Origin of the sequence: Streptomyces sp. M-16, from assembly GCF_052114405.1 — a bacterium.
GTDB lineage: Bacteria > Actinomycetota > Actinomycetes > Streptomycetales > Streptomycetaceae > Streptomyces.
This window is the reverse complement of record NZ_JBFRER010000020.1, coordinates 58999-82844: the sequence shown is the minus strand read 5'-3', so window position 1 is coordinate 82844 and position 23846 is coordinate 58999. Positions and strand designations below refer to the sequence as shown.

General features: G+C 68.0%; 20 protein-coding genes, 1 tRNA gene and 3 pseudogenes. 20 read left to right on the top strand and 4 right to left on the bottom strand.

The window, feature by feature from the left end; all coding sequences use genetic code 11:
• Nucleotides 1-108 precede the first annotated feature (108 nt).
• From AB4039_RS12230 to AB4039_RS12210, 5 genes and pseudogenes are all read left to right on the top strand, one after another.
• On the top strand, nucleotides 109-1644 hold the full coding sequence (locus AB4039_RS12230) for an alpha/beta hydrolase (protein ID WP_442270700.1): 1536 nt from the start codon (nucleotides 109-111) through the stop codon (nucleotides 1642-1644).
• A gap of 104 nt (nucleotides 1645-1748) precedes the next feature.
• Nucleotides 1749-1822 (top strand) — tRNA-Thr (locus tag AB4039_RS12225).
• A gap of 65 nt (nucleotides 1823-1887) precedes the next feature.
• Nucleotides 1888-2567: pseudogene (locus AB4039_RS12220) on the top strand (DUF2637 domain-containing protein); the annotation flags it as partial.
• 444 nt (nucleotides 2568-3011) lie between these two features.
• A pseudogene (locus AB4039_RS12215) lies at nucleotides 3012-4070 on the top strand (mobilization protein); the annotation flags it as partial.
• A 200-nt stretch (nucleotides 4071-4270) separates the two neighbouring features.
• Nucleotides 4271-4783, top strand: a complete 513-nt coding sequence (locus AB4039_RS12210) for a hypothetical protein (RefSeq protein ID WP_442270699.1) — start codon at nucleotides 4271-4273, stop codon at nucleotides 4781-4783.
• Here the strand turns inward: AB4039_RS12210 and AB4039_RS12205 are convergent.
• From AB4039_RS12205 to AB4039_RS12195, 3 genes are read right to left on the bottom strand one after another with little or no spacing between them, the layout of a single operon-like run.
• Nucleotides 4750-5223, bottom strand: coding sequence for an NUDIX hydrolase (locus tag AB4039_RS12205; RefSeq protein ID WP_442270698.1), 474 nt, complete (start codon nucleotides 5221-5223; stop codon nucleotides 4750-4752). The genes AB4039_RS12210 and AB4039_RS12205 overlap by 34 nt on opposite strands.
• Nucleotides 5216-6055 carry a DUF1932 domain-containing protein gene (locus AB4039_RS12200; protein WP_442270697.1) on the bottom strand — a complete coding sequence of 280 codons (840 nt, stop codon included), beginning with the start codon at nucleotides 6053-6055 and terminating at the stop codon, nucleotides 5216-5218. The genes AB4039_RS12205 and AB4039_RS12200 overlap by 8 nt, the downstream gene beginning before the upstream one ends.
• Nucleotides 6052-7419, bottom strand: coding sequence for a hypothetical protein (locus AB4039_RS12195; RefSeq protein WP_442270696.1), 1368 nt, complete (start codon nucleotides 7417-7419; stop codon nucleotides 6052-6054). The genes AB4039_RS12200 and AB4039_RS12195 overlap by 4 nt, the downstream gene beginning before the upstream one ends.
• A gap of 266 nt (nucleotides 7420-7685) precedes the next feature.
• On the opposite strand from AB4039_RS12195, the gene AB4039_RS12190 reads away from it, so the two are divergent.
• The 12 genes and pseudogenes from AB4039_RS12190 to AB4039_RS12135 all read left to right on the top strand — a co-directional run bounded on the left by AB4039_RS12190 (nucleotide 7686) and on the right by AB4039_RS12135 (nucleotide 18046).
• On the top strand, nucleotides 7686-8090 hold the full coding sequence (locus AB4039_RS12190) for an ATP-binding protein (RefSeq protein ID WP_442270695.1): 405 nt from the start codon (nucleotides 7686-7688) through the stop codon (nucleotides 8088-8090).
• 346 nt (nucleotides 8091-8436) lie between these two features.
• A complete protein-coding gene (locus tag AB4039_RS12185) occupies nucleotides 8437-8871 on the top strand; it encodes an NUDIX hydrolase (RefSeq protein ID WP_442270694.1) in 435 nt (144 codons plus the stop codon).
• 39 nt (nucleotides 8872-8910) lie between these two features.
• The gene (locus AB4039_RS12180; RefSeq protein WP_442270693.1) at nucleotides 8911-10803 is read left to right on the top strand and encodes a radical SAM protein; all 1893 of its coding nucleotides are present in this window, start codon (nucleotides 8911-8913) and stop codon (nucleotides 10801-10803) included.
• A complete protein-coding gene (locus AB4039_RS12175; RefSeq protein WP_442270692.1) occupies nucleotides 10800-11432 on the top strand; it encodes a hypothetical protein in 633 nt (210 codons plus the stop codon). The genes AB4039_RS12180 and AB4039_RS12175 overlap by 4 nt, the downstream gene beginning before the upstream one ends.
• Complete coding sequence (locus AB4039_RS12170; RefSeq protein WP_442270691.1) at nucleotides 11429-12163, top strand: hypothetical protein; 735 nt, start codon at nucleotides 11429-11431, stop codon at nucleotides 12161-12163. Before AB4039_RS12175 ends, AB4039_RS12170 begins: the two co-directional genes overlap by 4 nt.
• Before the next feature lie 4 nt (nucleotides 12164-12167).
• A complete protein-coding gene (locus AB4039_RS12165) occupies nucleotides 12168-12815 on the top strand; it encodes a hypothetical protein (protein ID WP_442270690.1) in 648 nt (215 codons plus the stop codon).
• Nucleotides 12812-13678, top strand: a complete 867-nt coding sequence (locus tag AB4039_RS12160; RefSeq protein WP_442270689.1) for a protein kinase domain-containing protein — start codon at nucleotides 12812-12814, stop codon at nucleotides 13676-13678. The genes AB4039_RS12165 and AB4039_RS12160 overlap by 4 nt, the downstream gene beginning before the upstream one ends.
• A gap of 113 nt (nucleotides 13679-13791) precedes the next feature.
• The gene (locus AB4039_RS12155) at nucleotides 13792-13935 is read left to right on the top strand and encodes a hypothetical protein (RefSeq protein WP_194292688.1); all 144 of its coding nucleotides are present in this window, start codon (nucleotides 13792-13794) and stop codon (nucleotides 13933-13935) included.
• Between the two features lie 111 nt (nucleotides 13936-14046).
• Nucleotides 14047-14958, top strand: a complete 912-nt coding sequence (locus tag AB4039_RS12150; protein WP_442270688.1) for an aKG-HExxH-type peptide beta-hydroxylase — start codon at nucleotides 14047-14049, stop codon at nucleotides 14956-14958.
• On the top strand, nucleotides 14955-16250 hold the full coding sequence (locus tag AB4039_RS12145) for a serine hydrolase domain-containing protein (RefSeq protein ID WP_442270687.1): 1296 nt from the start codon (nucleotides 14955-14957) through the stop codon (nucleotides 16248-16250). The genes AB4039_RS12150 and AB4039_RS12145 overlap by 4 nt, the downstream gene beginning before the upstream one ends.
• 763 nt (nucleotides 16251-17013) lie before the next feature.
• Complete coding sequence (locus tag AB4039_RS12140) at nucleotides 17014-17496, top strand: NUDIX domain-containing protein (RefSeq protein ID WP_442270686.1); 483 nt, start codon at nucleotides 17014-17016, stop codon at nucleotides 17494-17496.
• A gap of 84 nt (nucleotides 17497-17580) precedes the next feature.
• Nucleotides 17581-18046 (top strand): annotated as a pseudogene (locus AB4039_RS12135) (NUDIX domain-containing protein).
• 138 nt (nucleotides 18047-18184) lie between these two features.
• Here AB4039_RS12135 and AB4039_RS12130 read toward each other — a convergent pair.
• Nucleotides 18185-19057, bottom strand: a complete 873-nt coding sequence (locus AB4039_RS12130; RefSeq protein ID WP_442270685.1) for a GIY-YIG nuclease family protein — start codon at nucleotides 19055-19057, stop codon at nucleotides 18185-18187.
• 124 nt (nucleotides 19058-19181) lie between these two features.
• Between AB4039_RS12130 and AB4039_RS12125 the strand changes: the two genes are divergently transcribed.
• The 3 genes from AB4039_RS12125 to AB4039_RS12115 all read left to right on the top strand — a co-directional run bounded on the left by AB4039_RS12125 (nucleotide 19182) and on the right by AB4039_RS12115 (nucleotide 23845).
• The gene (locus tag AB4039_RS12125) at nucleotides 19182-20498 is read left to right on the top strand and encodes a DNA cytosine methyltransferase (RefSeq protein WP_442270684.1); all 1317 of its coding nucleotides are present in this window, start codon (nucleotides 19182-19184) and stop codon (nucleotides 20496-20498) included.
• Between the two features lie 35 nt (nucleotides 20499-20533).
• Nucleotides 20534-21271 (top strand): very short patch repair endonuclease, encoded by a 738-nt coding sequence (locus AB4039_RS12120; RefSeq protein ID WP_442270683.1) that lies wholly within the window; start codon nucleotides 20534-20536, stop codon nucleotides 21269-21271.
• 186 nt (nucleotides 21272-21457) lie between these two features.
• Nucleotides 21458-23845: an ATP-binding protein gene (locus tag AB4039_RS12115; RefSeq protein WP_442270682.1), complete on the top strand. Its 2388-nt coding sequence runs from the start codon at nucleotides 21458-21460 to the stop codon at nucleotides 23843-23845.
• The last annotated feature ends 1 nt before the right edge of the window (nucleotide 23846 follow it).

Genomic DNA, 23846 nt, shown 5'->3' with positions numbered 1-23846 from the left:
CGGCACGGGCGTGGCGGCGGGGCCGCCCCCGGTCGGCGGACGGCCGCCCGCCCCGCGGCCGCCGCGCGGGCGCCGACACGGACGGCGGGCAGCACGTAGGCTCGCGCCATGGACACCAGGCGTCTGCTGCGTACCACCGGAACCGTGATCGCAGCCGCCGGGCTGCTCCTCTCCGGCTGCACCTCCGGCGGCTCGGACGCGGCCTCGGCCTCGGCGGTGCCGACCGCGGTCCCGGCCGCGCTGCGCCCGTACTACGAGCAGAAGCTGACCTGGCGCGACTGCGGCGTCCCCGGCTTCCAGTGCTCCACCATGAAGGCGCCGCTGGACTACGCGAACCCCGGCTCCGGGCAGGACATCGACCTCGCCGTGGCGCGCCGCGCGGCCACGGGCCCGGGCAAACGGCTGGGCTCCCTGCTGGTCAACCCGGGCGGGCCGGGCGGTTCGGGCATCGGATACCTCCAGGCGTATGCGGGCATCGGCTACCCGGCCGCCGTGCGCGCCCAGTACGACATGGTCTCCTTCGACCCGCGCGGGGTCGCCCGCAGCAGCCCCGTCGAGTGCCTGACCGGCCACGGCATGGACCGGTTCACCCAGGTGGACCAGACCCCGGACGACGCCGCGGAGCGCGCCGAACTGGTGACCTCGTTCAAGGAACTCGCGGCGGCCTGCCAGGCGCGCTCGGGGCGCGTCCTGCCGCACGTCTCCACGGTGGAGGCCGCCCGTGACATGGACGTGCTGCGCGCGGTGCTGGGCGACGAGAAGCTGAACTACGTCGGGGCGTCGTACGGCACCTTCCTCGGGGCGACCTACGCCGACCTCTTCCCGGCCCGCGTCGGGAGGCTGGTCCTGGACGGGGCCATGGACCCCACGCGGCCCGCGCTGGAGCTGAACCGCGACCAGACGGAAGGCTTCGAGACCGCCTTCCGCTCCTTTGCGAAGGACTGCGCGAAGCAGCCGCAATGCCCGCTGGGGCGGGGCAACCCCGACGCGGTGGCACAGAACCTCAAGGACTTCTTCCGCAAACTCGACGCCCAGCCGGTCCCCTCGGGCGACCCGAACCGCCCGCTGGGCGAGTCCCTCGCGACGACCGGTGTGATCGCGGCGCTGTACGACGAGAGCGCGTGGCCGCAGCTGCGCACGGGCCTCACGGACGCGATGAACGGCGACGGGTCCGGGCTGCTGGCCCTCGCCGACAGCTACTACGAACGCGACGCGGACGGCACGTACGCGAACCTGATGTCCGCCAACGCCGCCGTGAACTGTCTCGACCTGCCGCCGGCCTTCAACGGCCCGGAGGGCGTCCAGTCCGCACTGCCGTCCTTCGAGAAGGCCTCGCCGGTCTTCGGCGCGGGCCTGGCGTGGGCCTCGCTGAACTGCACGTACTGGCCGGTGAAGGCCACGGGCACGGCGAGGCCGCTGACGGCCAAGGGGGCGGCGCCGATCGTGGTGGTCGGCACGACGCGCGACCCGGCGACCCCGTACAAGTGGGCCAAGGCCCTGGCCGGTCAGCTCGACTCGGGCACCCTCCTGACGTACGACGGCGACGGCCACACGGCGTACGGACGCGGCAGCGACTGCATCGACACCGCGATCAACCGCTACCTCCTCCAGGGCCAGCCCCCCGCTGCGGGCAAGCGCTGCTGACCTCCCGGCCATCGCGGTACGGGGCACCCCGTTCGACCCTGTAGACTTGGCGCCGCTGCTGATGAGAGCGTCCCTCAGGGGAAATCTTCTTGTCTTACAGCGGTGCCGCCTTAGCTCAGTTGGCCAGAGCAACGCACTCGTAATGCGTAGGTCTCGGGTTCGAATCCCGAAGGCGGCTCTGTAGAAGCCCCAGGACTCACTCGCCGTGACCTGGGGCTTTTGCTACTTCTGGGATCGGCCGGCGCATGGCCCGCGACCCTGGACGCGTTCATCGTCGCCGGCGAGCTCCTGATGCTCCGCGCAGGATTGCGCCGCGTCACCGACTGGTGGGCGATCGCCCTCACCACCACCGGTTCCCTCGGCTCCATCGCCCCCACGTCGCGGGCGTCAGCGGCACCCGGGGCACCACCACGGTGCCGCTGCTGGACTACGTGGTCGCGGCTGTACCCCCAGCCGCTGCTCTCCTGGCCTTCGGCGTCCTCATGCGCCAGATTCACGAACACGTCGCCTCACCCGCCACCCCACGCCGCGCGGATGCCCGCAATCGCCCAACGGCGCTCTCCGTCCTACTCCCGGAGGCCGAGGGGAGTGCCTTCGACGGTCGACCCGAACCCATGGGGGACGAGCCAGAGGGACCAGGTGCCATCGGCGCCGAGACTGCCGCGGAGCCGGATGATGACCCCCGCGAGGCTGCCGCACCCGCGGCCCCGTCCCGGAAGATCGGGCGACCGACAACCGGTGACCTGGACGACTTCCTCGCGATTGAAGAGAGGCTGGAAGGGGAGCCGACGCTGAAGCAGATGCGGGCGGCCATCGAGGGCGAGGGCCACTCGATCAGCAACGAGCGCCTGGGGAAGGTCAAGAGGGAGCTTGCGGACCTCCGCAAGCAGCAAGCCCTGACCGGAACCACGCCCGGATACTGACCGATATTCACCGCAGGTCAACGCCGGTAAGGCAGGACGGGGACCGTGGCTGGTGACGGCCGCGGTCGGTCCCCGTCGATCACCACGCGATCCCCGTCCCCTCGCCACCGACCCGGTCCCCAGCCCGCGAGCTGTGCTCAACGTTCTCTGCGCCGTGGCAGCCATCCTCCGAATTTCGGGGACCGGCGGCCATCCGGTCAGCTCTCGCTGCCGCGCGCCGCAACTCGTGCCAACACCATGGGCGCCCGCCCTCCGACCCCGTTTGTCCCGCACTGTCAGCCCACCCTCCGCATCGGAGAAGCACCCTGTGACGCTCGACCCGAACGACCCCGATTCCACGCCCTCGCTGAACTCGAAGCAGCCTGGGCAGAAGGCCCATTGGCGGACCGCGTTCGGGATGACGGCCCCTGGCGGAGCCAGTAGCACCCCGAGTCCGACTCAAGGTCGGCCGAGGAACTCCTCGCCTACCTCGAAGCCGACGGCATCACTGTCAAGGCCCGGCGTGGCCCATCCGGAGACCTACTCGGCTACGCCGCCGGCCGCCCCGGCGACCTCAACAAGGACGGCGAACAGATCTTCCACTCCGGCGGGAAGATCGCCCTCGACCTCACCCTCCCCAAACTCCAAGCCCGCCTCGAAGCCGGCCATCCCGAGGAACACCCCACCGCGTGCCGCAACCGGCCCGCCACCGCCTGGCACCAGGCCGCCGAAGCCCTCGACACCTTCCGCACCGACCTCACCGACGACACCCACGCCCAGGCACACATCACCGCCCTCGGCGAACTCCTCGAAGCCACCGCCCAGAAAGCCCCCAACCACCTCCGCACCGAACTGCAGTCCGCATCACAGGCGTTCGCACGGGCCCAGCGCTCGCAGATCCGGGCGGAAGACCGCGCCGCCCACGCCATCCGCAACGCGGCCCGCGACATCGTCCACACCGCCACAGGCCCAGACGGCAGCGCCCTCGCCGCCCTCCTGTGGGCCGGAATCATCGCCGGCCGCTGGCACGAGGCCAATGGGCACGCCCACCAGGCCGACGCCGCCCGCCAGGCCCTCCACCATCTACAGGCAGYCGCCGAGCAAGCCCTCACACCCACGCTCGTCGTACTCGAACAGCGTCAGCCGAGGGAGGAAACCCGCCGCACCCTCGCCCACGACGTACGCGCCGCCATCCCTGACCAGGCCGACCGGGTCCTCACCGACCCCAGCTGGCCCGCCCTCGCCGCCCTTTTGGCCGACGCCGAAGCCCGCGGCCACCCACCCCACCGGCTCCTGAAGGAGGCCGCAGCTCAGCGCGAACTGGGCACAGCCCGCCAACCCGCCCGCGTCCTGATCACCCGCCTCCAGCACACCAGCCGCAACCCTGCCCCCAACCGCCGCGCCGATGCAGCCTGTCGACGCTCGACCTCCACGGGCACCCAGACTCCCACTCACATGGCCAGTAGCCGTCAGCCCGCGGTACCTACGCCTCCTGCGAGCCAGCAACACCAACACCGCCGATAGCCGCGGTCGCAGCCGCCGGGAGCGGCTTCACAGTGCGCCCCGGCGGTTCGCGGAGGCACAGCCGAACAGAGGAGCAGCACCCGATCGGCTTTGACTGAACCCAAGTAGTCGACCGACCAACGCGCGCAAGTCTTGTCATTAGGCGAAAGGGAACAGGCTCTTCCCCTGCTGTCCGACCCTCTGCGGTTACGGTGCCGCCCATGCGCGAGGTCGAATACAAGAGCCACGGCGTCCCACTTGAGGACTACCAGCTCACGCGACGTGACCACCGATGGCAGAAGGAGCTGGAGGGGCTCTGTGACCTTGCCAGACGACAGGTCGATGAACACCTTGCCGAGGTGCGGTCGAATCCCGAAATGGCGGTGCGCCAGCGGGAGCACCTGGAGGAGGTCTGGAAGCTGATGCTGTCGTTCAAGACACCGGAGCACCTGATCATGCGGTGGCGGGTTCGGCTCTACTGCGGGCACATCGCCGAGACCTCGCGTCACTGCGAGAACGCCGAACCCAGCCGCAAGATTCGCTGCCCGGAATGCGGGAAGAATCCCTCGACGATCCTGGCCTTCGAACCCCTAGGACTCGCCGGCGAACCACCCACCCCATCGAGGGCAGAGCCGCCTGCGCCGACAAGACGCACTCGGGCTGATCTAGAACGCCGCGTGGCTGCGCTGGAGAAGGAGAATCAACTCCTGCGGACGGAACGAGGTAAGGGCTGACAGGCCTCCGGTGACCCGATCACAGCGTCGAGGTGCTGTTGCACCGGCTCGAAGAGTCCGTACGGGACGTAGCGCGGGATCTCCGCGAGGGTTGCCCAGGCGACCTCGGCTATCTCGTCAGCGTCCGCAACGTGCGCCGTTCCGCCCACCACCGCGCACGCTGTGTATGACATCAGCCGACCGGTGACGGGGCGGACGCGCTCACCTAGCAGCGTCACCGCGGTTACATCCAGGCCGGTCTCCTCCTTCGTCTCCCGCACAGCGGCAGCTTGCCCCGTTTCACCAGCCTCGACCTTGCCTGCCGGGAACTGCCAGGAGAGTCGTCCCTCCGCCACGCGGCGTCGCACCAGCAGCACCTGCCCCTCGTGGACGACCACGGCAGCAGCGACGGCTTGCTGCTGGACTTCGTCCGGGGAGAGGACTGGTCGCTGCTCACTCACCCTGGCTCCGTAGGTGGGACAAGACGTCGGTGAGCTCTAGGTCGTACCGGTCCTTGTCTCCTTCCCAGCGCGACATCACCGCCACCGCGGCCTCGGCCATGTCTGCTGGTAGACCCGCCGCGCGGAGGGTCTCAGCGATGTCCTCCATCTCCGCTGCCCAACGCCAGGCTCGTGCGGCCACGCTGGGCAGGTATCCGGGGTCAGCGAGGATGTTGGACGCCATCACCTGCGCTTCGGCTGTGAGCTCGTCGCCGACGCCGTGAACATCTGCCAGCGCGTGGGCCACGCCAGCGAGGGTTCGGGCGGCCTTCTGGTAGCTGGCGAACGCCATCTTCAGTGCGGAGGCGGAGCCGCCGCCGCCGCTCGCGCGGCGGACGTGCAACGCGGTGTCCTTGAACACAGGCTGCACCGTGTCCACGGCCTGGGCTTCGCCGGCGAGGTAGAGGCGAGCAGTCCGCTGGCCACCGGGCGGCGGTCCAAAGATCGCCCCGTCGAGGACCGTGGCGCCCGGCCTGATCTCCTCCGCGATTCGCAGCATGCGCTGGGGGTTGATCGCGTTGGCATCCACGTACACCCCGGCGAAGGCGTGGCTGGCGACCGTGGTCGCCACGTCTTCGGCGGCCTGCGGCGGACAGACCGACAAGACGATCTCGCTGCGCTCCAGCGCCTCGCCGAGCGAGTCACACGCGGTGGCACCGGCTTCCTTCGCGCGCCGGTGGGTTGCCTCGCTGCGGCCTTCCGGCACCCACAGCACCTCGTGGCCTGCCGCGACGGCCTGGGCGGCAACGGCCGCGCCCATGGCGCCGGGGTGCAAGAGGGTCACGGTCGTCACTGGCTGCCTCCTGGGGGGAGCTGAGCGGGCATGCGTTCCTGATGAGCAATGATCACCTCACGAAGCCCAATCGCGGCAGGCGATCCGGCCCCGGGGTGCAGCGCGAGCTGACGGCTGAAGTGGCCGATCCGGCGGTCCACGCTCTCGGTGCGACGCCGGGCACTGACCCCGAGGACCGCGTGGATCTGCGTCGCCGCTCCGTCGATGTCCCCTCGGCCCAGCCGAGCCATCGCCAGGTCCATACGAGCCAGGGACATCTCACCGAGACGCTGCTGCTCCGGAGGCGCGGACTGGAAAATCTCCACCGCTTCGTCGGAGCGAGCTTCGGCGTCGCTGAGATGCTGCGTGCCCGCCAGCCACAAGTGCGTGCTACTGGAGTAGAACAGCTGCTTCTCGACGGGAAAGGCCATCATTCCGCCGGGCAACTCGTCACCTTCGACGAGGCGGTCTCGTAGGCGGTCGGCGGCACTGAGGGACGCCAGGGCATCGCTGGCCCGGTTGAGCTGGCCCAAGGCACGCGCCTTGATGCTCTCCAGCCGGATCTGCGCCGTACCGGATTCCGGGGTGAACGCGCTTCCCGAGTCGGCGAGGCGTACGGCGTCTACCGGGCGGCCGTCCCAGTACGCGATGAGCGCCTGGAGTCCGCGAACCCAGGAGCGCAGTCCGTTGTGGCCCGCGAGCTCGCCGAAGAGGAAGGCGGTGCGGGCCTGTGTCTCGGCCGCGTCGTAGCGGCCCAGGTCGAAGCTCGCATTGGCCAGTACGCCACACAGGACGCCGGCGCCTACGTAGAGGTCACTGGTGTACCGCGGTGGCTGACGCCCTTCGAGGAGTTCGAAGGCGCGATCGCGCAGGGCCCGCACCTCGCGGAACAGGGGCCCGACGGGCCGGTTGGGGTACGTGACGACGAGGCGGCGGATATCAGCTTCCAGCTGCTCCAGCGTGTGCGGTCCCACGTTGCTGCTCTCTGCCCTGGCCGCGAACCGCGCCGACTCGTTCGCCGCCGCCATGACCACGTCTTCAAGGCCGTACTCGGATGGATCCACGGCATTACGGTCGTCAGCCGCTGGGTGGTGCGGCGAGGCCGTCGGCTTGGGCTCCGCAGGTTCGAGGAGTCGGGCGGACGGGATGCCAGGGAACATGAACTCCAGGACGCGGCGGGCGACGGTCTGCGGGGTGCGGACCTCCCCGTGCGCGTACCGGAAGAACTGCCGCTTCTCGATCGTCGCGGTCGCGATCGACGGCGGTCCCTCCAGCTCGGCTAACTGCTTGGCCGCCTGCTCGTAGCGCCGTTTGAAGACCTGGTAGTCCTGCCAGCCCCGCTGGTTGATCAGGGTCTGGAAGAGGGTCGGTCCTGATGGCTCCACAGCCGCTCCCTCGTGCCGGGGTCCTTGTCCGGTCTCCACGCTAGACATCAACAGCCATCGATCGAAGATCTGTTGTCGAGAAATCCCGAGTGGACAGCGAATAGACATCGGTTAGGCGCGAAAGGGTGGCGTTCGGCTGCGTTCAGGGCCTCGTTCAGTCACGAGCCACCGGGAACACTTCGTCTTCGCCCCGGCAAGACAGCGGTCCTGCGAGTCCGAGTCTCCGCCGTGGTTACGCAAAGTCAGGCAGCCCAGGAGGCCCGCTCATGGCAGCGCACCACCAGCTCACGTTCACCGTCGCCCGCACGGCTGTCGCCGCCCAGCAGGCACGGCACCACGTCATCGCCGGCATCCGTTCCTGGGGCATACGGCTTGGCGCGGAGGCACTGGACGAGATCGAGCTGGCGGCTGGTGAACTGATCACGAACGCCGTTTGCCACACCGCGTCGGGGCCGATCACCGTCAACGCCTGCCAGGAGGGCCCGGTGCTCGTGGTCGAGGTGCACGACGCGGCGAAGGTCCTGCCGCGGCCGGAACCCCTTGAGCGGGAGCGCCGAGTCTGGCCGTGGCCTGTATCTCGTATCCGTCCTGGCCAACCGGCACGGTGCCGATCTGACGGCCACGGGCAAGCGCTGCTGGGCGGAGTTCGATCTGCCCCAGAGCGCAGGTGATCAAAGGTCGGATCAGGACAGTGGTCGGGTTCGACGCTTGCCCTCCGGTCATGCCAGCGAAGTGTCCAAGCGGGTGGCGGCGAGGGCTCGTACATCGGCAGCAGGCTCGGTATCGCACACCCGAACGAGGGCCAGGCGCCGGACCGCAGCTGCAGCAGTCAGGCGGCCCTTTACAGGCCGACGCATCGACTGAATAACGCTGATTCGACAGCAAGTTGGAGCCCTAGACTCGTGGGCTTCCCCGCGACACCGACCAGCCACAGGCGGCCGGGGGACAAGTAGTTCCCCGGCCCTCTGCTGGGCCGGGCCCACGAATCAGCTCCTGTACCAAGTGGAGGTTGTTGCTATGCCCGAGAAGGTCACGAAGGAGAAAGTCCTCGTCTACGTCGTGCGCGACGGGCGCCTGCTGGTGTTCCGCCACACCGACTACTCCTACGAGGAGGTCGGCATCCAGGTCCCCGCGGGCAGCATCCGACCCGGTGAGACCCCGGATGCCGCCGCTCTGCGTGAGGCCCGTGAGGAGACCGGCCTGTCGGACTTCAAGATCGTCCGCAAGCTTGGTGAGACCGAGTACGACATCAGCCCGTATCGGTTCGAGATCCAGCGCCGGCACGTCTTCCACCTGGAGCTCACCGAGCCGACCCCGGAGCGGTGGATGAGCCAGGAGGACCACGACGGCGAGCAGGAGCCGACTCACTTCGAGTGCTTCTGGATCCCGCTGGAGGCCGCGCACATTCTCCAGTCCGGCCAGGGCGCCCTGCTGGGGCGTTTGTCCGACTAGCCAGTCGTCCGGTCACGGCAGCATAGGAGGGGGCAGCCGATGAACCTCAGCACAGAACAGCGCCACACGATCGACGGGCTCTACCGGAGCCTGGACGCCGATGACGCCGGCACCGCGGTGTCGGTCATCGTCAAGACGCGCGGCGAGACGTGCGACATCGACTGCCTCTACTGCTACGAGAAACGCAAGGAGGCCCCTGGGGGTGCCCGGGTCAGCGCCGACCAGACCAGGCGCCTGGCCGACATCTTCAAGGGCCGCAAGCTCGCCGTCGAACTCCACGGCGGCGAGCCCCTGACGGCGGGGCGGGAGCACATCGGCGAGATCCTCGCGGAGCTGGCCGGCCTGCCGCAGGTCGTCCGCGTCAGCCTGCAGACCAACGGTGTCCTGCTCGACGCCGACTGGCTCGACATGTTCGACACCCTCTGCCCCGACCTCAGGATCGGTATCTCCCTCGACGGTGACGCCCAGGGCAATGCCTGGCGCGTCGGCTACGACGGCAAGCCCGTGTATCCGCGCGTCGCCGCCGCCCTGAGCCTACTGGCGGAGCGGGGCCGGAGTGTCGGTGTGATCGCCGCGGTGACCCCGGCGGTGCTGGGCCGCGCCGAGGAGGTGCTGGACCACCTCGCCGGCTTCGGTTCGGTCAAAGCGATCAGCTTCGTCCCCTGCTTCGACTCCACGATCCGCCGCTCCACGGCCCTGCCGAGCAGGCGCAAGTCGGCCAGCCGACTGCTTCAGCAGGCTGCCGTGAACGAAGCCGATGGCCCGGCCTGGGCGATCCATCCCGACGAGTACGCCCAGTTCGTCCTTGCCGCCACCGCCCATTGGATCACCGCCGGCCACTTCGCCCGCATCAAGCTGGAACCGGCCGTCTCCACGATCCGGCGATTACGAGGTCTGACGACAGGGTTCTGTCACTTCTCCGACCTCAAGTGCGACCACGTCTTCACCCTCTACCCCGATGGCCGCCTCGGAAGCTGCGACGAACTGCCCTGGCCCCAGGCCCGCCTCACCCAGCTGGAGTCCACGGCCGACGAGAACGAGGTGGTCAGCGCCCAGCAGGACTCCCTCCTCCTGGATCAGGGCAAAGCCCTGATGGACAAGTGCACGACCTGCGACTACCGCACCACCTGCGGCGGAGGTTGCATCGCCACCCGCTGGCGCCAGGACCCGGCCGCCGATCACGACGCGTACTGCGACTACCGAATGCGGATGATCGACGGCGTCGCCGCGCTGCTGGCCCAGCCCGGCCATCCCGCTGGCGCCTGGTGCCAGAGCGTGCGCTGGCACCCGCGCACCCCGAACAGCATGCGCAACGTGAACGCCTTCCTGACCAGCTGGGACGCTCCCGACCTCGCCCGAGGCGAAGTGAGGCTGCACACCAGTGAGCACGGAAACATCAACACCGTGGGCCTCGCCGGCGTCCACGAGGCCGACGATCTCACCCCGGCCCACCCGATGTGGCAGGCGGCCATCGAACCCGGCGTCTGGCCGTTGGTCGACACGGTCACCCGAGCGTGGGGGCTCGTCACGTACGACAGCTGCCAGGCCCACCAGTACACCGGCACGAACCTGGCCCCCACGGAGCTGCGCATCGGTCTCCTCGCCCGCGATCGCCAGGAGTACGCCCGTGCTGCTGCGGCCCTGTGCCGGGCCGCCACCTTGGCAAACGCCCTCATGCCCGCAGGCATCGAGGTCAACGTCAGCCGCTCGGAGCTCACCTGCGAGAGCACGGGTACCACGACTCCGGTCCTCGACCTGAGCTTGGACCCCGGCCCGGGTCAGGGATGGGACGGCTACTTCGCCCGCTTGCACGAGGCCGCCGCTGTGCTGGCCGTAGCCCTCGACGCCGAGCGCCCGACGGGCGGCACCACGTGCGCCTGCCCGCTGCCGGTGCCGGTGCCGACGGAAGTCGCTGAAGAGGTGTTGCGGTGAAGCCCGGCGACGCGGTCACCCTCCACCAGTTCCTGGGACGGATCGCCTACTTCCACACCCTGTTCATCGAACCCGCCCTCACCTCCAGCAGGCAGCCCGGAGCGGGCGAGCCGTGCTGCAACCACAAGGACACCGCAGGGGACGGGCGCTCTGACGTTGGCTCGATGCTGGCCAATACCGCTTGGGCAGTCCTGGACGAGATCGCAGCCACCCTCGGCGAGTACCTCCTCCTCTGTCCGGACGCAGGCCACCGGTGCTGCGCGATCTGCCGCGTCGCCGCCGCCAGCGCTGCCATCGCCCAGGCATGGACCGTCACCGAACACCTCGCGTACGACCGGCCGCTGCCCGCAACCGCCCTTCTGCGGGCCTGCCGCACCGCAGCCGCGACCCGTCTCACCCTCGTCTTCGCCAAGCAGCATGGCACCGCGTGCGGCGCTCTGCCCCAGGCCGAGACGGCTGACGCGGGCCTACTACCCGACAGCGACGACCTGCCGTTGATGGGAGAACTCCTCGCCCTGTGGCAGGACCCGTTGGCCGCCACCCGCATCCCGGTCGTCAGCTGGCTCAACCACTGCACGGACCTGAACGACATCCACCGCGTGCTCCAGCAAGGGGGAACAACGAAGTGATCCACATAGCCGAGACCGTCGGCGTCGGAAGCATTGAGAACTTCCTCAGCGACGCCGAGCGGGCCCACCTCGCCGACCTGATGAACGACGTCCTGACCAGCGGCGGCACCAGCCGCTTCGGTGACGAGCGCCGCACCTCCATCCACGAAATCCCCGGCCACAGCCCCGAACAGGCCATGGCCGTCTACGAGCCGGCCGGACGCGTCGAGATCCCCTCGATCCCCGAGGCAGCGGAAGAGCTCCTGGGCGACGCCTTCGAACGCGCCCGGCCGGCGCTCTCTCGCGTCATGCCCTCGATCACCGTGTGCCGTCCGTGGACGTACGTCGAGTACGGCATGGGCCAGCACATCACCAGCCACCTCGACGGCATCGCGCCCGACCCGCTCGCCTGGCCGCGCCAGATCGCCGGCATCAGCGTCGTGATCACCCAGGCCGACGCCGGAGGCGACTTCTACGTCGAGACCGCCTCCAGCGACCGGCTATGGAACGGCAAGGCCCCCGACGCCGCCTCGAACGGCTACGCGGAGGGCATGTGGCTGACCCACGACGGAGCCGACAACTCCGCGACCTGGTTCCAGCAGATGCCCCGCACCCGATGGAGCGTCGCCCCAGCCCCCGGAACGGCCCTGCTGTACGGCTCCCAGCTCGCGCACGGAACCCTCCCGGTCACTGCCGGCCGGGTCGCCAAGTTCATCAGCTGGCTCATCGCCGAGCCCACCGCGGCCGGGTGAGCGCGTGCTCCTGGCCCTGGAAGGCATAGCCGGCGCCGGAAAAAGCACCCTCCGAGACCGGCTCCTGGCCACTGCCCACGCCGAGGGCATCCCCCTCAGCCACATCGGCCAGTTCTCCTGGCTCTCCCACCCGGCCACGCGCACGCTGGTCCGCCTGCGGGCCGGGCACGGGGGCGACGAGCAGGAGGCCATCGAGGCCGCCGCCCAGGACTTGGCCCTGCACTCCCGCTTCAACATCGCCGTCGCCCTCACCGAAGGCCCGGTCCTCGCCGACCGGTTCACCCTCTCCACCGCCTGCCTGCTCGCCCTGCTCCACCGGCAGCCCGTCGGCGCGTACGTCGAGCGCCTCGCCGAGCAAACCCAGGCCCGTCCGCAGCTGACCGTTCTGCTGACCACCGAGCCCGACATCTGCCACACCCGCCTCACTCGACGCCCGACAGAACGCCGCTTTACCGAACACCCTGAGGCCGCCGCCCGGCTGGCCGACCTCTACAACGAGGCCGCCGACGCCTGGACCAAGGCCACTGGCCTTCCAGTGCTGAAGCACCCCTGCACGACGCATACCGACCTCGAAGCCCTGGTCGACGCCTGCATGGAGGACCTCCGCTCGGCCGACAGTCCCACGGCCTCGAACAAGGAAGCGAGCCGATGAACCTGCACCCGATGCATCCCGCAGCCTGGGTCCTCGATCAGCTCCGCACGGACGGCTGGCACGTCAAAGACCTCCTCGCATTCACGCGGGCCAGCACCCTGGTCAAAGCGGGCCGCCCCGGCCAGGAGGACGTCGTACTGAAGGCGGGCTTCGGCAGCAACCACGTCTTGGCCGAGCTCGACCTCAGTGAGAAGCCCGCCGCGTACGGCTTCTACTGGTACGCGCAGATGACCGAGACCGAACGCGCCCTCACCCGCGAAGATTTTCGCCACGAGGCGGAGCTGACCGCAGTCGCCGGAGGAACCGATCACATCGTCCCGCTGCTGGAACAGGGCAGCTCGGAGCGGTTCGACTGGTACACCATGCCGCACTGCGGCGGCGGGAACTTCCGGGCCTTCATGACCTCATCGAAAGACACCGGCAAGGGCCTCAGCATCCTCGCCGACGTCGCCGACGGCCTGGACAACCTGCACCAGCGCGGAATCGTCCACCGCGACGTCTACCAGGAGAACATCCTCATCGACCAGGACCGGGGCCTGATCACCGACCTCGGAGCCGCCCGCCGCCTGTCCACCCCGCGCGGGCCGGAACACCGCGGCCCCGAGGTCCACTGGCCGCCGGAGTACCTCACCGGCTACCACGAGGCCACCCCGGCAGCCGATGTCTTCAGCCTCGCCGTCCTCGTCTACCGCTACCTGTGCGCGGACATCCCCCGCCTGGCCGGCCACACGAACCTGCCTCTCATCCCGGAGCCTCTGCGCAGCGTCGTCGCCACCGCGCTCTCCGACGACGCGAGAGACCGGCCCGCTATGAACGACCTGCACACCGCGCTCCGCAGCGCGGGCGACCTCCACCAGCGCTGACCGACGCGAGGGAGCCCCTCATGCCCAGGGCGAGAGCACCGCCCCGCATCCGGCACCACAGCAGGGCAAGCGCAACGAGCCGAAACCAACGAGACCGAAAGGCGGAACACCCCATGAGCCAGGACCGCATCGCCGACTTCCTCGCCAACGTCGAGGACCTGCGCGGCGAGGACGAGACCGTCCGTACCACCGCCCACACCTCCAGCGTCTCGGCCGAGGGATGGCCGGCGGCCGAGGCGGAGACCACCACCGCCTGAACACCCACAGCCGCCCGGCGCTCTGAGCGCCGCCGGTGAACACACCCGGGGCCGGGCCGCCAGCACCTGCGGCTCGGCCCCGGGCCCACCACCGAACAGGAGAGCCGTCTCATGCACACCCTCGCCGACCTCTTCGACCTCCCGCCGATCAGCCGTCTGCACCACGAGCGGACGCAGCGCATCCACGCGGTCATCCGCCCCGGAGCCCAGCCGCCGCAGCCCAGCACCAGCACGGCGGCCGACTACTGCCTGGCCCACCACTCCCTCGAAGGAGCCGAAGCAGCCGCCCGCGCCAGCGATGCCGCGACCTTCGACTGGTACGTCGTCCACCCCGACGCTGGCGCCACCACCAGCTCCATCCCCACTGCGGTCGGCACACGCGTGGTCGTGGCACCCACACTCTCCGACCTGCCCCGATCCGCGATCTCCGAGACGCCCTACTACGTCCTGGGCCCCGGCGCCGAGGCCGCCCAGCCCCACCTGCGCGGCCTCGCGGCAGACGCGTACGCCAGCGCCGCACGAGCGGGCTTCGGCGATCTGCTCGCCGCGCACGCCGTCGTCCTGTGCCTTCTGCGGACGAAGAACCTCGGCGAGACCCTCGACAGCTGGACGATCAGCCGCCTGCCCGGCACCGTCTTCATGGACCACGTCGACGACCCGGTCGTCCTGGCCCGCGACCTCATCCATGAGGCCGGGCACAACTGGCTGAACGACGCGCTCGCGGCCACGGGATGCATGATCAGCGACACCGCGGACTTCCACTCCCCGTGGAAGCAGACAACGCGGCCGGCGTTCGGCTTCCTCCACGCCTGCTGGGCGTTCCCGCTCACCATGCTGTTCACCGCCCACGCGCTGAACAGCACCACGGGAGACCTGCACCGGTTCCTGGCCGCCTACCTCGACCAGCAGCGAAGCCTCCTCGCCGGCACCGCGCCCGATCATGCCCTCGCTCTGGAGCTGATCAGCGACGATGGTCTCCGCGACCGCCTCGCTGCCGCCCACCACCAAGCCCTCGCCCTGTGAACGCGGGCCGTGACGAGGAGCCCGGCCTGTCCCTGCTGGTCCACCGGCCAGGCGAAGAGCCCACCCTCCTGCACACCGGTCTGGCCAGCCTCGAACACAGACTGCCCATTGGACCGGACACCACCTTCAACGTCGGCTCGGTCGCGAAGCAGATCACCGCCCACCTGATCCTGCTCGCCGCGCGTGACAACCTCTTGCACCTGGACCAGCAGGCCGCGGACCTGCTTCCCCGGCTCAAGATCAGCGATGTCACCGTCGCGGACCTGGTCACCCACCGATCGGGCATACGCGATGCCGAGTCCCTGCTCTCCCTCGCCGGCTTCCGGGACCTCGACCACTACACGGTCGGCGACCTGCGAACCCTCGCCTACCGGCAGGACCAACGCGCCGTCCCCAAAGGCCGCTTCCTCTACAGCAACACCAACTACCTCCTCCTGGCAGAGATACTCGAAACGGCCCACCGCACTACGCTGCCCGATCTCGCCCGGCACCGCCTCTTCGGCCCGCTCGGTATGAACGCCACCCACTTCAAGGCCAACCCCCGCCAGGTCATCTCCGGAGCAGCATCCGCCTACCAGGCCACTACCCACGGCTGGCAGCACACAGAGACACCCGTCACCCTGCCCGGCCCCGGCACCCTATGGACCACCGTCGGCGACCTCGACCGCTGGCTCACCCACCTCCACCAGCACTGGCAGTACGAACACCAGCTCCCTTGGCAGGACGCTCTCGACTACCAGCCCAGTGACCACCAGCCGTACCTCTACGGACCCGGCCTCTACGCCGACACCCGACCTGGCCGAACCACCGTCTTCCACTACGGTCATGAACAAGGGTTCTCCGCCGCGACTCACCTGGACGCGACGGGACTGCGGGTGATTTCCCTGTCTAACAACACCGACGTCGCAGCCGACCACATCATCGCGGCCATCCTGCGGGGCCTCGGAGAGCACCCTGAGCTGGACTTAGAGGGCGTCCTCCGCAGGGCCGCGACCTTGCGACGAGAGCTCAAGGCCGCCGTGCGTAACCAGCATGCCCACCGCGACCGCAGCCTGGACGTCGAGCTCGGTACGTTCTCCTGCGACCAGGCCCCCGGCAGCCTGCGGCTCACCCGGAGCGCCAACACCCTCCACCTGTGGCGCCGAGGAAGCCGAGACCAGCTCATCCAAACGGGGCCGGCAGCGTACGCCGGCAACGGCTACACGCTCACCCTGACCGGCAGCACGGACCAGGTGGACAGCTTCACCCTCGACCTCGACCGCGCCCCCGGACTGACGTACATCCGCCGGTAGCCATCGACTACGAGGCTGCTTCCCGACCTCGCCGCCTCGGACCGGTGGAGAAGCGAACTGGAGAGACTTCCCATGTCTGACCGCTTGGTGATTCCTGGAATCGAGGCGTTCACGCGCGAAGGTCTACCCGCGCCAGCCCAGACCGATGACCGGAACCCTTGGGTGGACGGGGTCTGCTGGCTGTACTGCGGGCAGCGCTGGACACGCGTCTTATGGATCGGACCAGCGAGCGTCGCGGGCATGCAGGCGCCGATGTTCGCGTGCAGCTCCTGCATTGCCGAACTCCACCAGCGGGTGTGGCGATCTCTGCGTCTCAGTAACGAACCTGACCGCCCCAGCCCCCACACGAGCCACCCCGAAGAGGATGAGCACAGCAGTCCCCGCAGCGGCCGGCACCGAGCCCGCACCAGATTCCTGCGCTCATGACTGCGCCCATGTCAACTGAGGCCGTCCGCTGGAACCTGGGCGCTGGTGGGGGGAGTCGCCTTGATGATGAATGTCAGGCCGTAGCCGTCCATCGGGAGAGACATGATCTTGCTGCCAACCGCCACCAGCACGGATATCCACCTGGCCTAGGTGGTACCGCAGGAATCCTCTGCGGCCACGCCATGGGCGTCAGTACCGGGAAGTGTCAGTTTCATCTGGACAGTCCCAGAAGAACTGGTCATCGGCTGGATACGCGGTACCAGAGGTCGGCCGTCCCATCCCGTTGCCGACCCGGCCCGCAGGCTCCGCATCGTGGCGGGTCGCTAGAGTCGAATCCGTGAGCGAGAACGAGCATGAAGCGAAGATGGCCCACCCCCGCATGGCGGCTGGCGCTCTCTTCTTCGACGATGCTGATCGAGTGCTCCTTGTCGAGCCGTCGTACAAGGACTACCGAGACCTTCCCGGCGGATACGTCGAACAGGGTGAGTCGCCCCGACAGGCTTGTGTGCGCGAAGTCCATGAGGAATTGGGCATCAAGCCCCACATCGGCCGCCTCCTCGTCGTCGACTGGGCGCCGAACCTGGGAGAGGGCGACAAGGTGCTCTACCTCTTCGACGGCGGCCGCCTAAGCGCAGACCACCGCCAACAGATCGCACTGCAAGCGGACGAGCTCCGTGGCTACGACTTCCATCGCGCCGAACAGGTGCCAGAACTCACCATCCCCCGCCTCGCGCGCCGAATCGCCGCTGGCATCCAGGCCCGAACGAGCGGTGTGGCTGCCTACTTGGAACACGGACAGTCGCCGGAAACAGGGACCTGACCGCACCTGCCGTCGGCTAGCGCGCCGGCCAATCTGGGCCGCCGCTCGGCCCGCCCATGTGCGACGGGTAGGGGACCGTCGCACATGGGCAGGACTGGGTACTACAACGAACCGGCCGACCGAAGGCCAACACCCTCACCCCGGCCAGCGACCTGCTCGTCGTCGACGACAACGGCGCCATCCTCCTCCAGCGTCGACGCGACACGGGCCAGTGGGCGCTGCCCGGAGGCGCCCAGGGCATCGGCGAGACGGCCGCCCAGTGCGCGGCGCGCGAATTCCTGGAGGGGACCAGGATCGTCGCCGAGATCACCGGCTTCCTCGGGGCGTATACCACCCCCCACCACATCGTGGCCTACGCCGACGGCGAGATCCGCCAGCACTACGAGAGCGCCTCCGTCGGGCGCCGCGTGGGCGGCGAGCCGACGATCGACTACGAGGCCGACGGTGTCCGCTTGTCCAACCCGCAGACCTCGACCTGTACGGCATCCACCCCAGCATGCGCCAGCAGATCGGCGACTGCCTCGTCGGCACGTACCTCTACCTCGGCTGACCCTCCAAAGCCGCTTCCGCGGGGCAACGGTGGACATTGCCCATGATCGCGGCACTCACCACTGCTGTGGCAGGGTAACTCTGCAACTGGTCACGCCCGCATCCCACTTCTGGGGCGGCGTGCGCAAGTTCGCTGACGCTACTCGTCGAAGTCGCTGTCCTCGTCGACCTCGTCCTCCACGTCGTTCTTGCCGGGCTTTTGCGTCTTCGGGGTTTGGTCCGATACGCCCTCGGGGCGGTAGTAGCGCCGAGCGCTGGGGTACGTCGAAGGGCTGTCGTCGTACATGATCGCCCAGCCGAGCAATGCACAGATTTGCCACTTGCCAGTCAGGTGCTGTGCTACGAACCGAAACGCCTCGTCTACGGTCATGTCCTCTTCGGGCACCGTGACCATCTGGTTCTTGAAAGCGGCCGAGTGCTTGAAGCGGAAGTTGAACGGTATGCCTCGCTTGATCTTCCCAAGCACAGCATGGAGCGTCTGCACGCCTGGGGTAAGCCCATCCACCTTGCGTGAAAGATCGGTGGGAAACTCGAGATCGAAGTGAGTGCTCTTGATTGTCGTCCGGTCGCGGTTTCGCCCGGGGTCGTTGTTGCCGAAGCCGCGATTATTCCAGACGATCTTTCCGGTTTCGAGATGCTGCTTAATCAGCATCTTTTCCGGGGACACCGACGAGAGGTCCTCCTCGACAAACAAGCAGCGGAATGAAATCTCGTCGATGGAGACGCCCTCTCGCCCGGATAGTTTGTACAGATGGTTTCCAAGGCGATCTGGGAGTGGTTCGTCCGCCTTGCCCACGTAGGCGAGTTCGCGCTCCTTTCCGGGTTCCTGACGGAAGAGCTGATACACGCCCGCCTTGCTTGGAAGGCCGAGCTTTTCGGCCAACGGGGCGAGAGCGTCCAAGTTCTCCTGGGTGAGGGGCGCGGGCTCCAGGCGACTCAGGGCGGCGTACAGCTGTTTACTCAGCGCCTCGGTGATGCTGAGGCGGAACTGATCGCTGAACTGGCCGGCCATCCGGAGCCCCCATCTTCCATGAAACGCGTGATCGCGGTCACTCTAACCGGTGGTTCGCGAGACTAAGCGTGCCAAGTTGCGGGATGCGCCACGTTGATCGACATTTCCGCGGTATGCTTTGCTCATGTCTGAGCTGCGAGAAGAGCGCCAAGAGGTGGGGACTTGTGTCGAGCTGTTCGCTGGCGGTGGGGGGCTCGCGATGGCTGTGCACTCCGCGGGCTTCCGTCCGCTCCTGGTGAATGAGTACGCGAAGCGGGCGTGTGAGTCCCTGAGGACCAACCCTCCGGATCCCACCGAACCCGAAAAGGGTTGGCCCCTCGTGCCGGGCGACGTGCGTGACGTCAAGTACGCGGACCATGTCACGGAAGTGGTTGATGTCCTCGCGGGTGGGCCGCCGTGCCAGCCGTTCAGCCTGGGCGGCGTCCATAAGGGCATGGAAGATGAACGGAACATGTTTCCGGAGATGTTTCGTGCCATTCGGGAGCTCAGGCCTAAGGCCGTTATCTGCGAGAACGTCCGGGGTCTCCTTCGACCGTCCTTCAAGTCGTACTTCGGTTATATTCTGAACGAAATGCGTTTGCCGTTCGAGACGCGAGGCAAGAAAGCGACATGGGAAGATCACAACGATCATCTCGAAAAGCTGCTCGCTAACGACACCGTTGACCCGTCGAAGCGTTACGTCGTGAGGGAAATTGAGGTCAACGCGGCCGACTATGGCGTACCGCAGATCCGGAATCGAGTGATCATTGTCGCGTTTCGCGCCGACCTCGATGTCAACTGGGACGAGTTCATGCCGAAGGAGACGCACTCCTGGGAGTCGATGATCTACTCCATGCGTGAAGGCGGGCCCTACTGGACGGAGCGCCACAAGAAGGTGACCGCCGAAGTCCGCAAGCGCGTCATCGCCAACCTTCCGGAACTTGACCACGAGGACGAGAAGGTCAAGGAGAAGCTGAAGCTGGAACCGTGGCGCACGTTGCGCGACGCCATCTCGGGAATCGACGAGAACGAGGGGAAGCCGCTTCCGTACGTTACGGAAGCGGATGTCAAGGACAAGCTCCCTGTGGGCGGCATCGCCGACCATATCGGGTGGCCCGGAGCTCGGACGTATGCCGGGCACACGCCGAACGTGCTGGATCGGCCCGCGAAGACCGTGAAGGCGGGTGTCCATGGTGTGCCGGGCGGCGAATCCGTCATGCAGCTCGACGACGTCAACTTTGTCAACGCCGGGGGCGGAGACGGATACCGATACATGACTGTGCGGGAGACCGCACGAGTCATGACCTTCCCTGACCACGTGGTCCTCGACGGACCGCGAGGCGAGAAGATGCGGCAGTTGGGCAACGCAGTACCAGTGAAGCTCGGAGCGGCTTTCGCGCAGGCTGTGGCCGAGGCACTCAGATCCGTGGGGGCTCTGAAGGGCTCGGATAGTCAGAAGTGACCGCTCACGATGGGCAGAGTCGTTGGAAGGACGGGATGCCCTCCGACCGGGCGTGGAAGCCCCGGGCGGGGATGACCAGGGAATCTCGGGCGGTTGAACAGGACCGCGCTGCTGGCGGTCGGCACACGAGGGCGGTCGACGTCGGTGAGGGAAAGTACGCACGTGCGTCGGTAGCGTTGCGCCTCTACAGCAGCACTCGCCGAATCCGCGCCTATCTGCGGTGGTCGCAGGAGGGCGAGACGCGGGAACGATATGTCGGGGAAGTGGACGCGGCGACCCGTGCCGCGAACCTGGCCCAAGCGTGGTCGATAGCGCGTGCCGCCGGATACGTAACCACTGAGACCGTGCCGCCCGGCTCGTGGGCGTCGTCACCGGCCTCCCACGCGGTCATGGCCGCAAATAAGGGGCGGGACACCAAGCCAGAGCTTCTTCTACGGTCCGCCCTTCACCGCAAGGGACTTCGCTATCGGGTCTCCGCGAGGCCGGTAGCGGACCTTCGGCGTACGGCCGACGTCGTGTTCACCAAAGCCCGTGTGGCGGTGTTCGTCGACGGCTGTTACTGGCATGGCTGTCCCGAGCACCATCGACCCGCCACGAAACGAGCCGAATTCTGGCAAGAGAAGATCGAGGGGAACCGCGCCCGTGATGCCGACACGAACGCGGCGCTGCAAGCGCAGGGTTGGGCCGTCTTGCGCGTCTGGGAACACGAAGACCCTGAACTAGCGGCTGAGCGGATCGAACAAGTCGTGAGGGAGCGGGTGGCTGGCACCTGAGTCGCCGATCTTGGTGCCGGCAGACAGACCTCTCACCTTGGCTCATCCCAAGACGTTCGGTAGGAGAGCCCGCCTAAGCCGTTGTGCTAGCAGGACTTGGCCCTGGTGTCAGCGCCATGCGGTATCTCTTGGTGGAGCTGGATGAACTGGGTGTCCTCCGGCCACACTTCAGACGGGAGCAGCACTTTGTCGACCAACGCCGCAGCGGGTCTGTCCGAGGAGATCGACCTCACTCCGTCTCCGCAGCTACTGGAGGCGTTGGGAGACATCCCCTACAAGCCATGGCAGTGTCTGGCAGAGCTGATCGACAACTCCTTCGACGACTTCCTGACAGACCCGGACCGCAGCGAGGCGCAGGAAGTCTGGATCACCTTGCCGAAGCCCAGCGACGACGATCCAATCGTGGGTCTTCTCGACAACGGGCGTGGCATGAGTCTGGAGACCCTACAGAGTGCTCTGAAGGCCGGCTACAGCGGTAAGCGACGGTACGGCAGCTTGGGCCTGTTCGGCATGGGATTCAACATCGCCACGGCTCGCCTGGGGCACCACACCGAGGTCCGGACCACACGGGCTGGCGACCCGGACTGGCTGGTCGTGGAGATCGATCTGCGCCGCCTCGCACGGAACGACAGCTTCAAGACTCCTCTTCGGCGGGAACCCAAGCAGGACATCGCCGAGCACGGCACTGAGGTGATCGTCCGTCGGTTGCGCACCGAGATTGCCGAGGATCTGAAGAAGGCCAACCGGCATGCCTCGGTCCGCGCAGACCTCGGTCGGGTCTACTCCTACCTACTGCGTGGCGAGAATCCGGTTCCCGGCGTTCCAGACGGCCCGATGGCAGGCCGCGGCTTCAGGCTGAAGGTGAACGGGAAGACCGTCTCGCCTAGGCTGCCCTGCGTTTGGTCGGCCTCGCGAACCGTGATCAAGGAAGGGCGGGAGATCGCCGCCATCAGGTCGGTGGAGATTCCGCTCACATCGGCGCTCGCCTGCATGAAGTGCGGACACTGGCAAAGTCCGGACCTCGCCCTGGACCGCTGCGCAGAGTGCGACGGCGAGGACATGCAGTTGCGTGAGCGCCGCATCCACGGCTGGTTCGGGGTTCAGCGCTACCTGGACGAGAGCGACTACGGAATCGACTTCCTGCGCAACGGCAGGAAGATCCGAATCGGGGATCGCTCCCTCTTCTCCTGGGAGAACCCGAACGACGGGAGCCAGATCCCGGAGTACCCGGTGGACATCCCCGCCACTCAGGGGCGCATCGTAGGCGAGATCCACCTCGACCACGTCCCGGTGGGGTATCAGAAGACCGACTTCAACCGGGAGAGCCGAGACTGGCGGCACGCTGTCATCGCGCTGCGCGGTGAGGGCCCGATGCGCCCGAAGAAAGCCAAACTCGCGGGGTACACGGCGAACACGTCACCCCTCGGAGAGATCTTCAAGGGCTACCAGGAAAACCGCCCGGGTACCGGTTGCCTGATTCCCGGCAACGGAAGCACAGCCATCCACGACACGGCCAGGGAGTGGGGTGTGAAGTTCCACTCGGGCCAGCACCCTGAGTTTCTATCGGACGAGATCTGGTGGCAGGCGGTCCTGGCCCACGACGAAGCCCGTGACAATGGTGGAGCGGCGGCGCGGCCTACCGGCGCCAGCGGCCCCTCGCTCACCGGGCGCACCGGATTGACCCCCTTGGGTGGCGACTCGGCCCAGGGCCCTGACCTGGCCGGCGCGATGCCCGTTCCGGCACCCGAGCCCGAGCCTGTGGAGACCGAGGAGCAGCGCTTCGACCGCTACCGGGCTGACTCCCGCCAGGTCTTCGACCTGACGGGAGAGGTGACCCTGCCGCGGCTGGGCCGCAAAGTGGTGAAGGTCTTCGACACGCGCACGCCGCTGTTGGACGACCAGGAGCGGCAGGTTCCCTCACTGGCCCGGATGGGCAAGGGCGTGAACTTGGAGGTGTTCGTACACGGCGAGCACCCGGTGTTTCGTGAGTACGGTCGCGACCCGCGCGATTACGCGCTGATGGAGATCGCCCAGACCCTGCACGCCTTCGAGCCGGACGGACAGAAGGTTACGGCGGTGGCGGCTGAGGTCACCCGGCAGTTCCCCGACCAGCGGGTCACCGAATCAGCGCTGCGCGACCGGGCCGACTCGTTGCTTGGCCGGGTGCGGGAGCTGATGGGCCCCATCGTCGCGCCGATGGCCGACGAGCTGTGGGAGGCTCTGCCGGATGTGGTCCGGCTGCGCGCGGAGCGGGACGCTGGGCGGGCTGACGCCTCTCTGGACTGGCCCACCGTCCTCAAAGACGGTGCCTTCGTTACTCACTTGGACGCCGCCGGCATCGCGGCCATCGTCCGAGCGCGCCCGGCCAGCTTCCTGGACGGAGCAGTGTTCAAGACGTCGTGGGACGGCTGGTCAGACACTGTGGTCAAGGACAGGCAGGTGGCGCAGACCGTGCGGCCCCTGGAGGTCGTCAGTGAGTTCCTGACCGATCCGGGCGGGAAGACTCGTCTGGAGCTGTCCTTGGCGCGGATCACCTTCGACATCCTCGACCAAAGTGTCGCCGGGTCGGTGTGAG

Excerpts from the sequence above, each read along its gene's own strand:
- AB4039_RS12230 (WP_442270700.1), top strand. The coding sequence starts at position 109 with ATGGACACCAGGCGTCTGCTGCGTACCACCGGAACCGTGATCGCAGCC.
- AB4039_RS12210 (WP_442270699.1), top strand. The coding sequence starts at position 4,271 with ATGCGCGAGGTCGAATACAAGAGCCACGGCGTCCCACTTGAGGACTAC.
- AB4039_RS12190 (WP_442270695.1), top strand. The coding sequence starts at position 7,686 with ATGGCAGCGCACCACCAGCTCACGTTCACCGTCGCCCGCACGGCTGTC.
- AB4039_RS12185 (WP_442270694.1), top strand. The coding sequence starts at position 8,437 with ATGCCCGAGAAGGTCACGAAGGAGAAAGTCCTCGTCTACGTCGTGCGC.
- AB4039_RS12180 (WP_442270693.1), top strand. The coding sequence starts at position 8,911 with ATGAACCTCAGCACAGAACAGCGCCACACGATCGACGGGCTCTACCGG.
- AB4039_RS12160 (WP_442270689.1), top strand. The coding sequence starts at position 12,812 with ATGAACCTGCACCCGATGCATCCCGCAGCCTGGGTCCTCGATCAGCTC.
- AB4039_RS12155 (WP_194292688.1), top strand. The coding sequence starts at position 13,792 with ATGAGCCAGGACCGCATCGCCGACTTCCTCGCCAACGTCGAGGACCTG.
- AB4039_RS12150 (WP_442270688.1), top strand. The coding sequence starts at position 14,047 with ATGCACACCCTCGCCGACCTCTTCGACCTCCCGCCGATCAGCCGTCTG.
- AB4039_RS12130 (WP_442270685.1), bottom strand. The coding sequence starts at position 19,057 with ATGGCCGGCCAGTTCAGCGATCAGTTCCGCCTCAGCATCACCGAGGCG.
- AB4039_RS12125 (WP_442270684.1), top strand. The coding sequence starts at position 19,182 with ATGTCTGAGCTGCGAGAAGAGCGCCAAGAGGTGGGGACTTGTGTCGAG.
- AB4039_RS12120 (WP_442270683.1), top strand. The coding sequence starts at position 20,534 with ATGCCCTCCGACCGGGCGTGGAAGCCCCGGGCGGGGATGACCAGGGAA.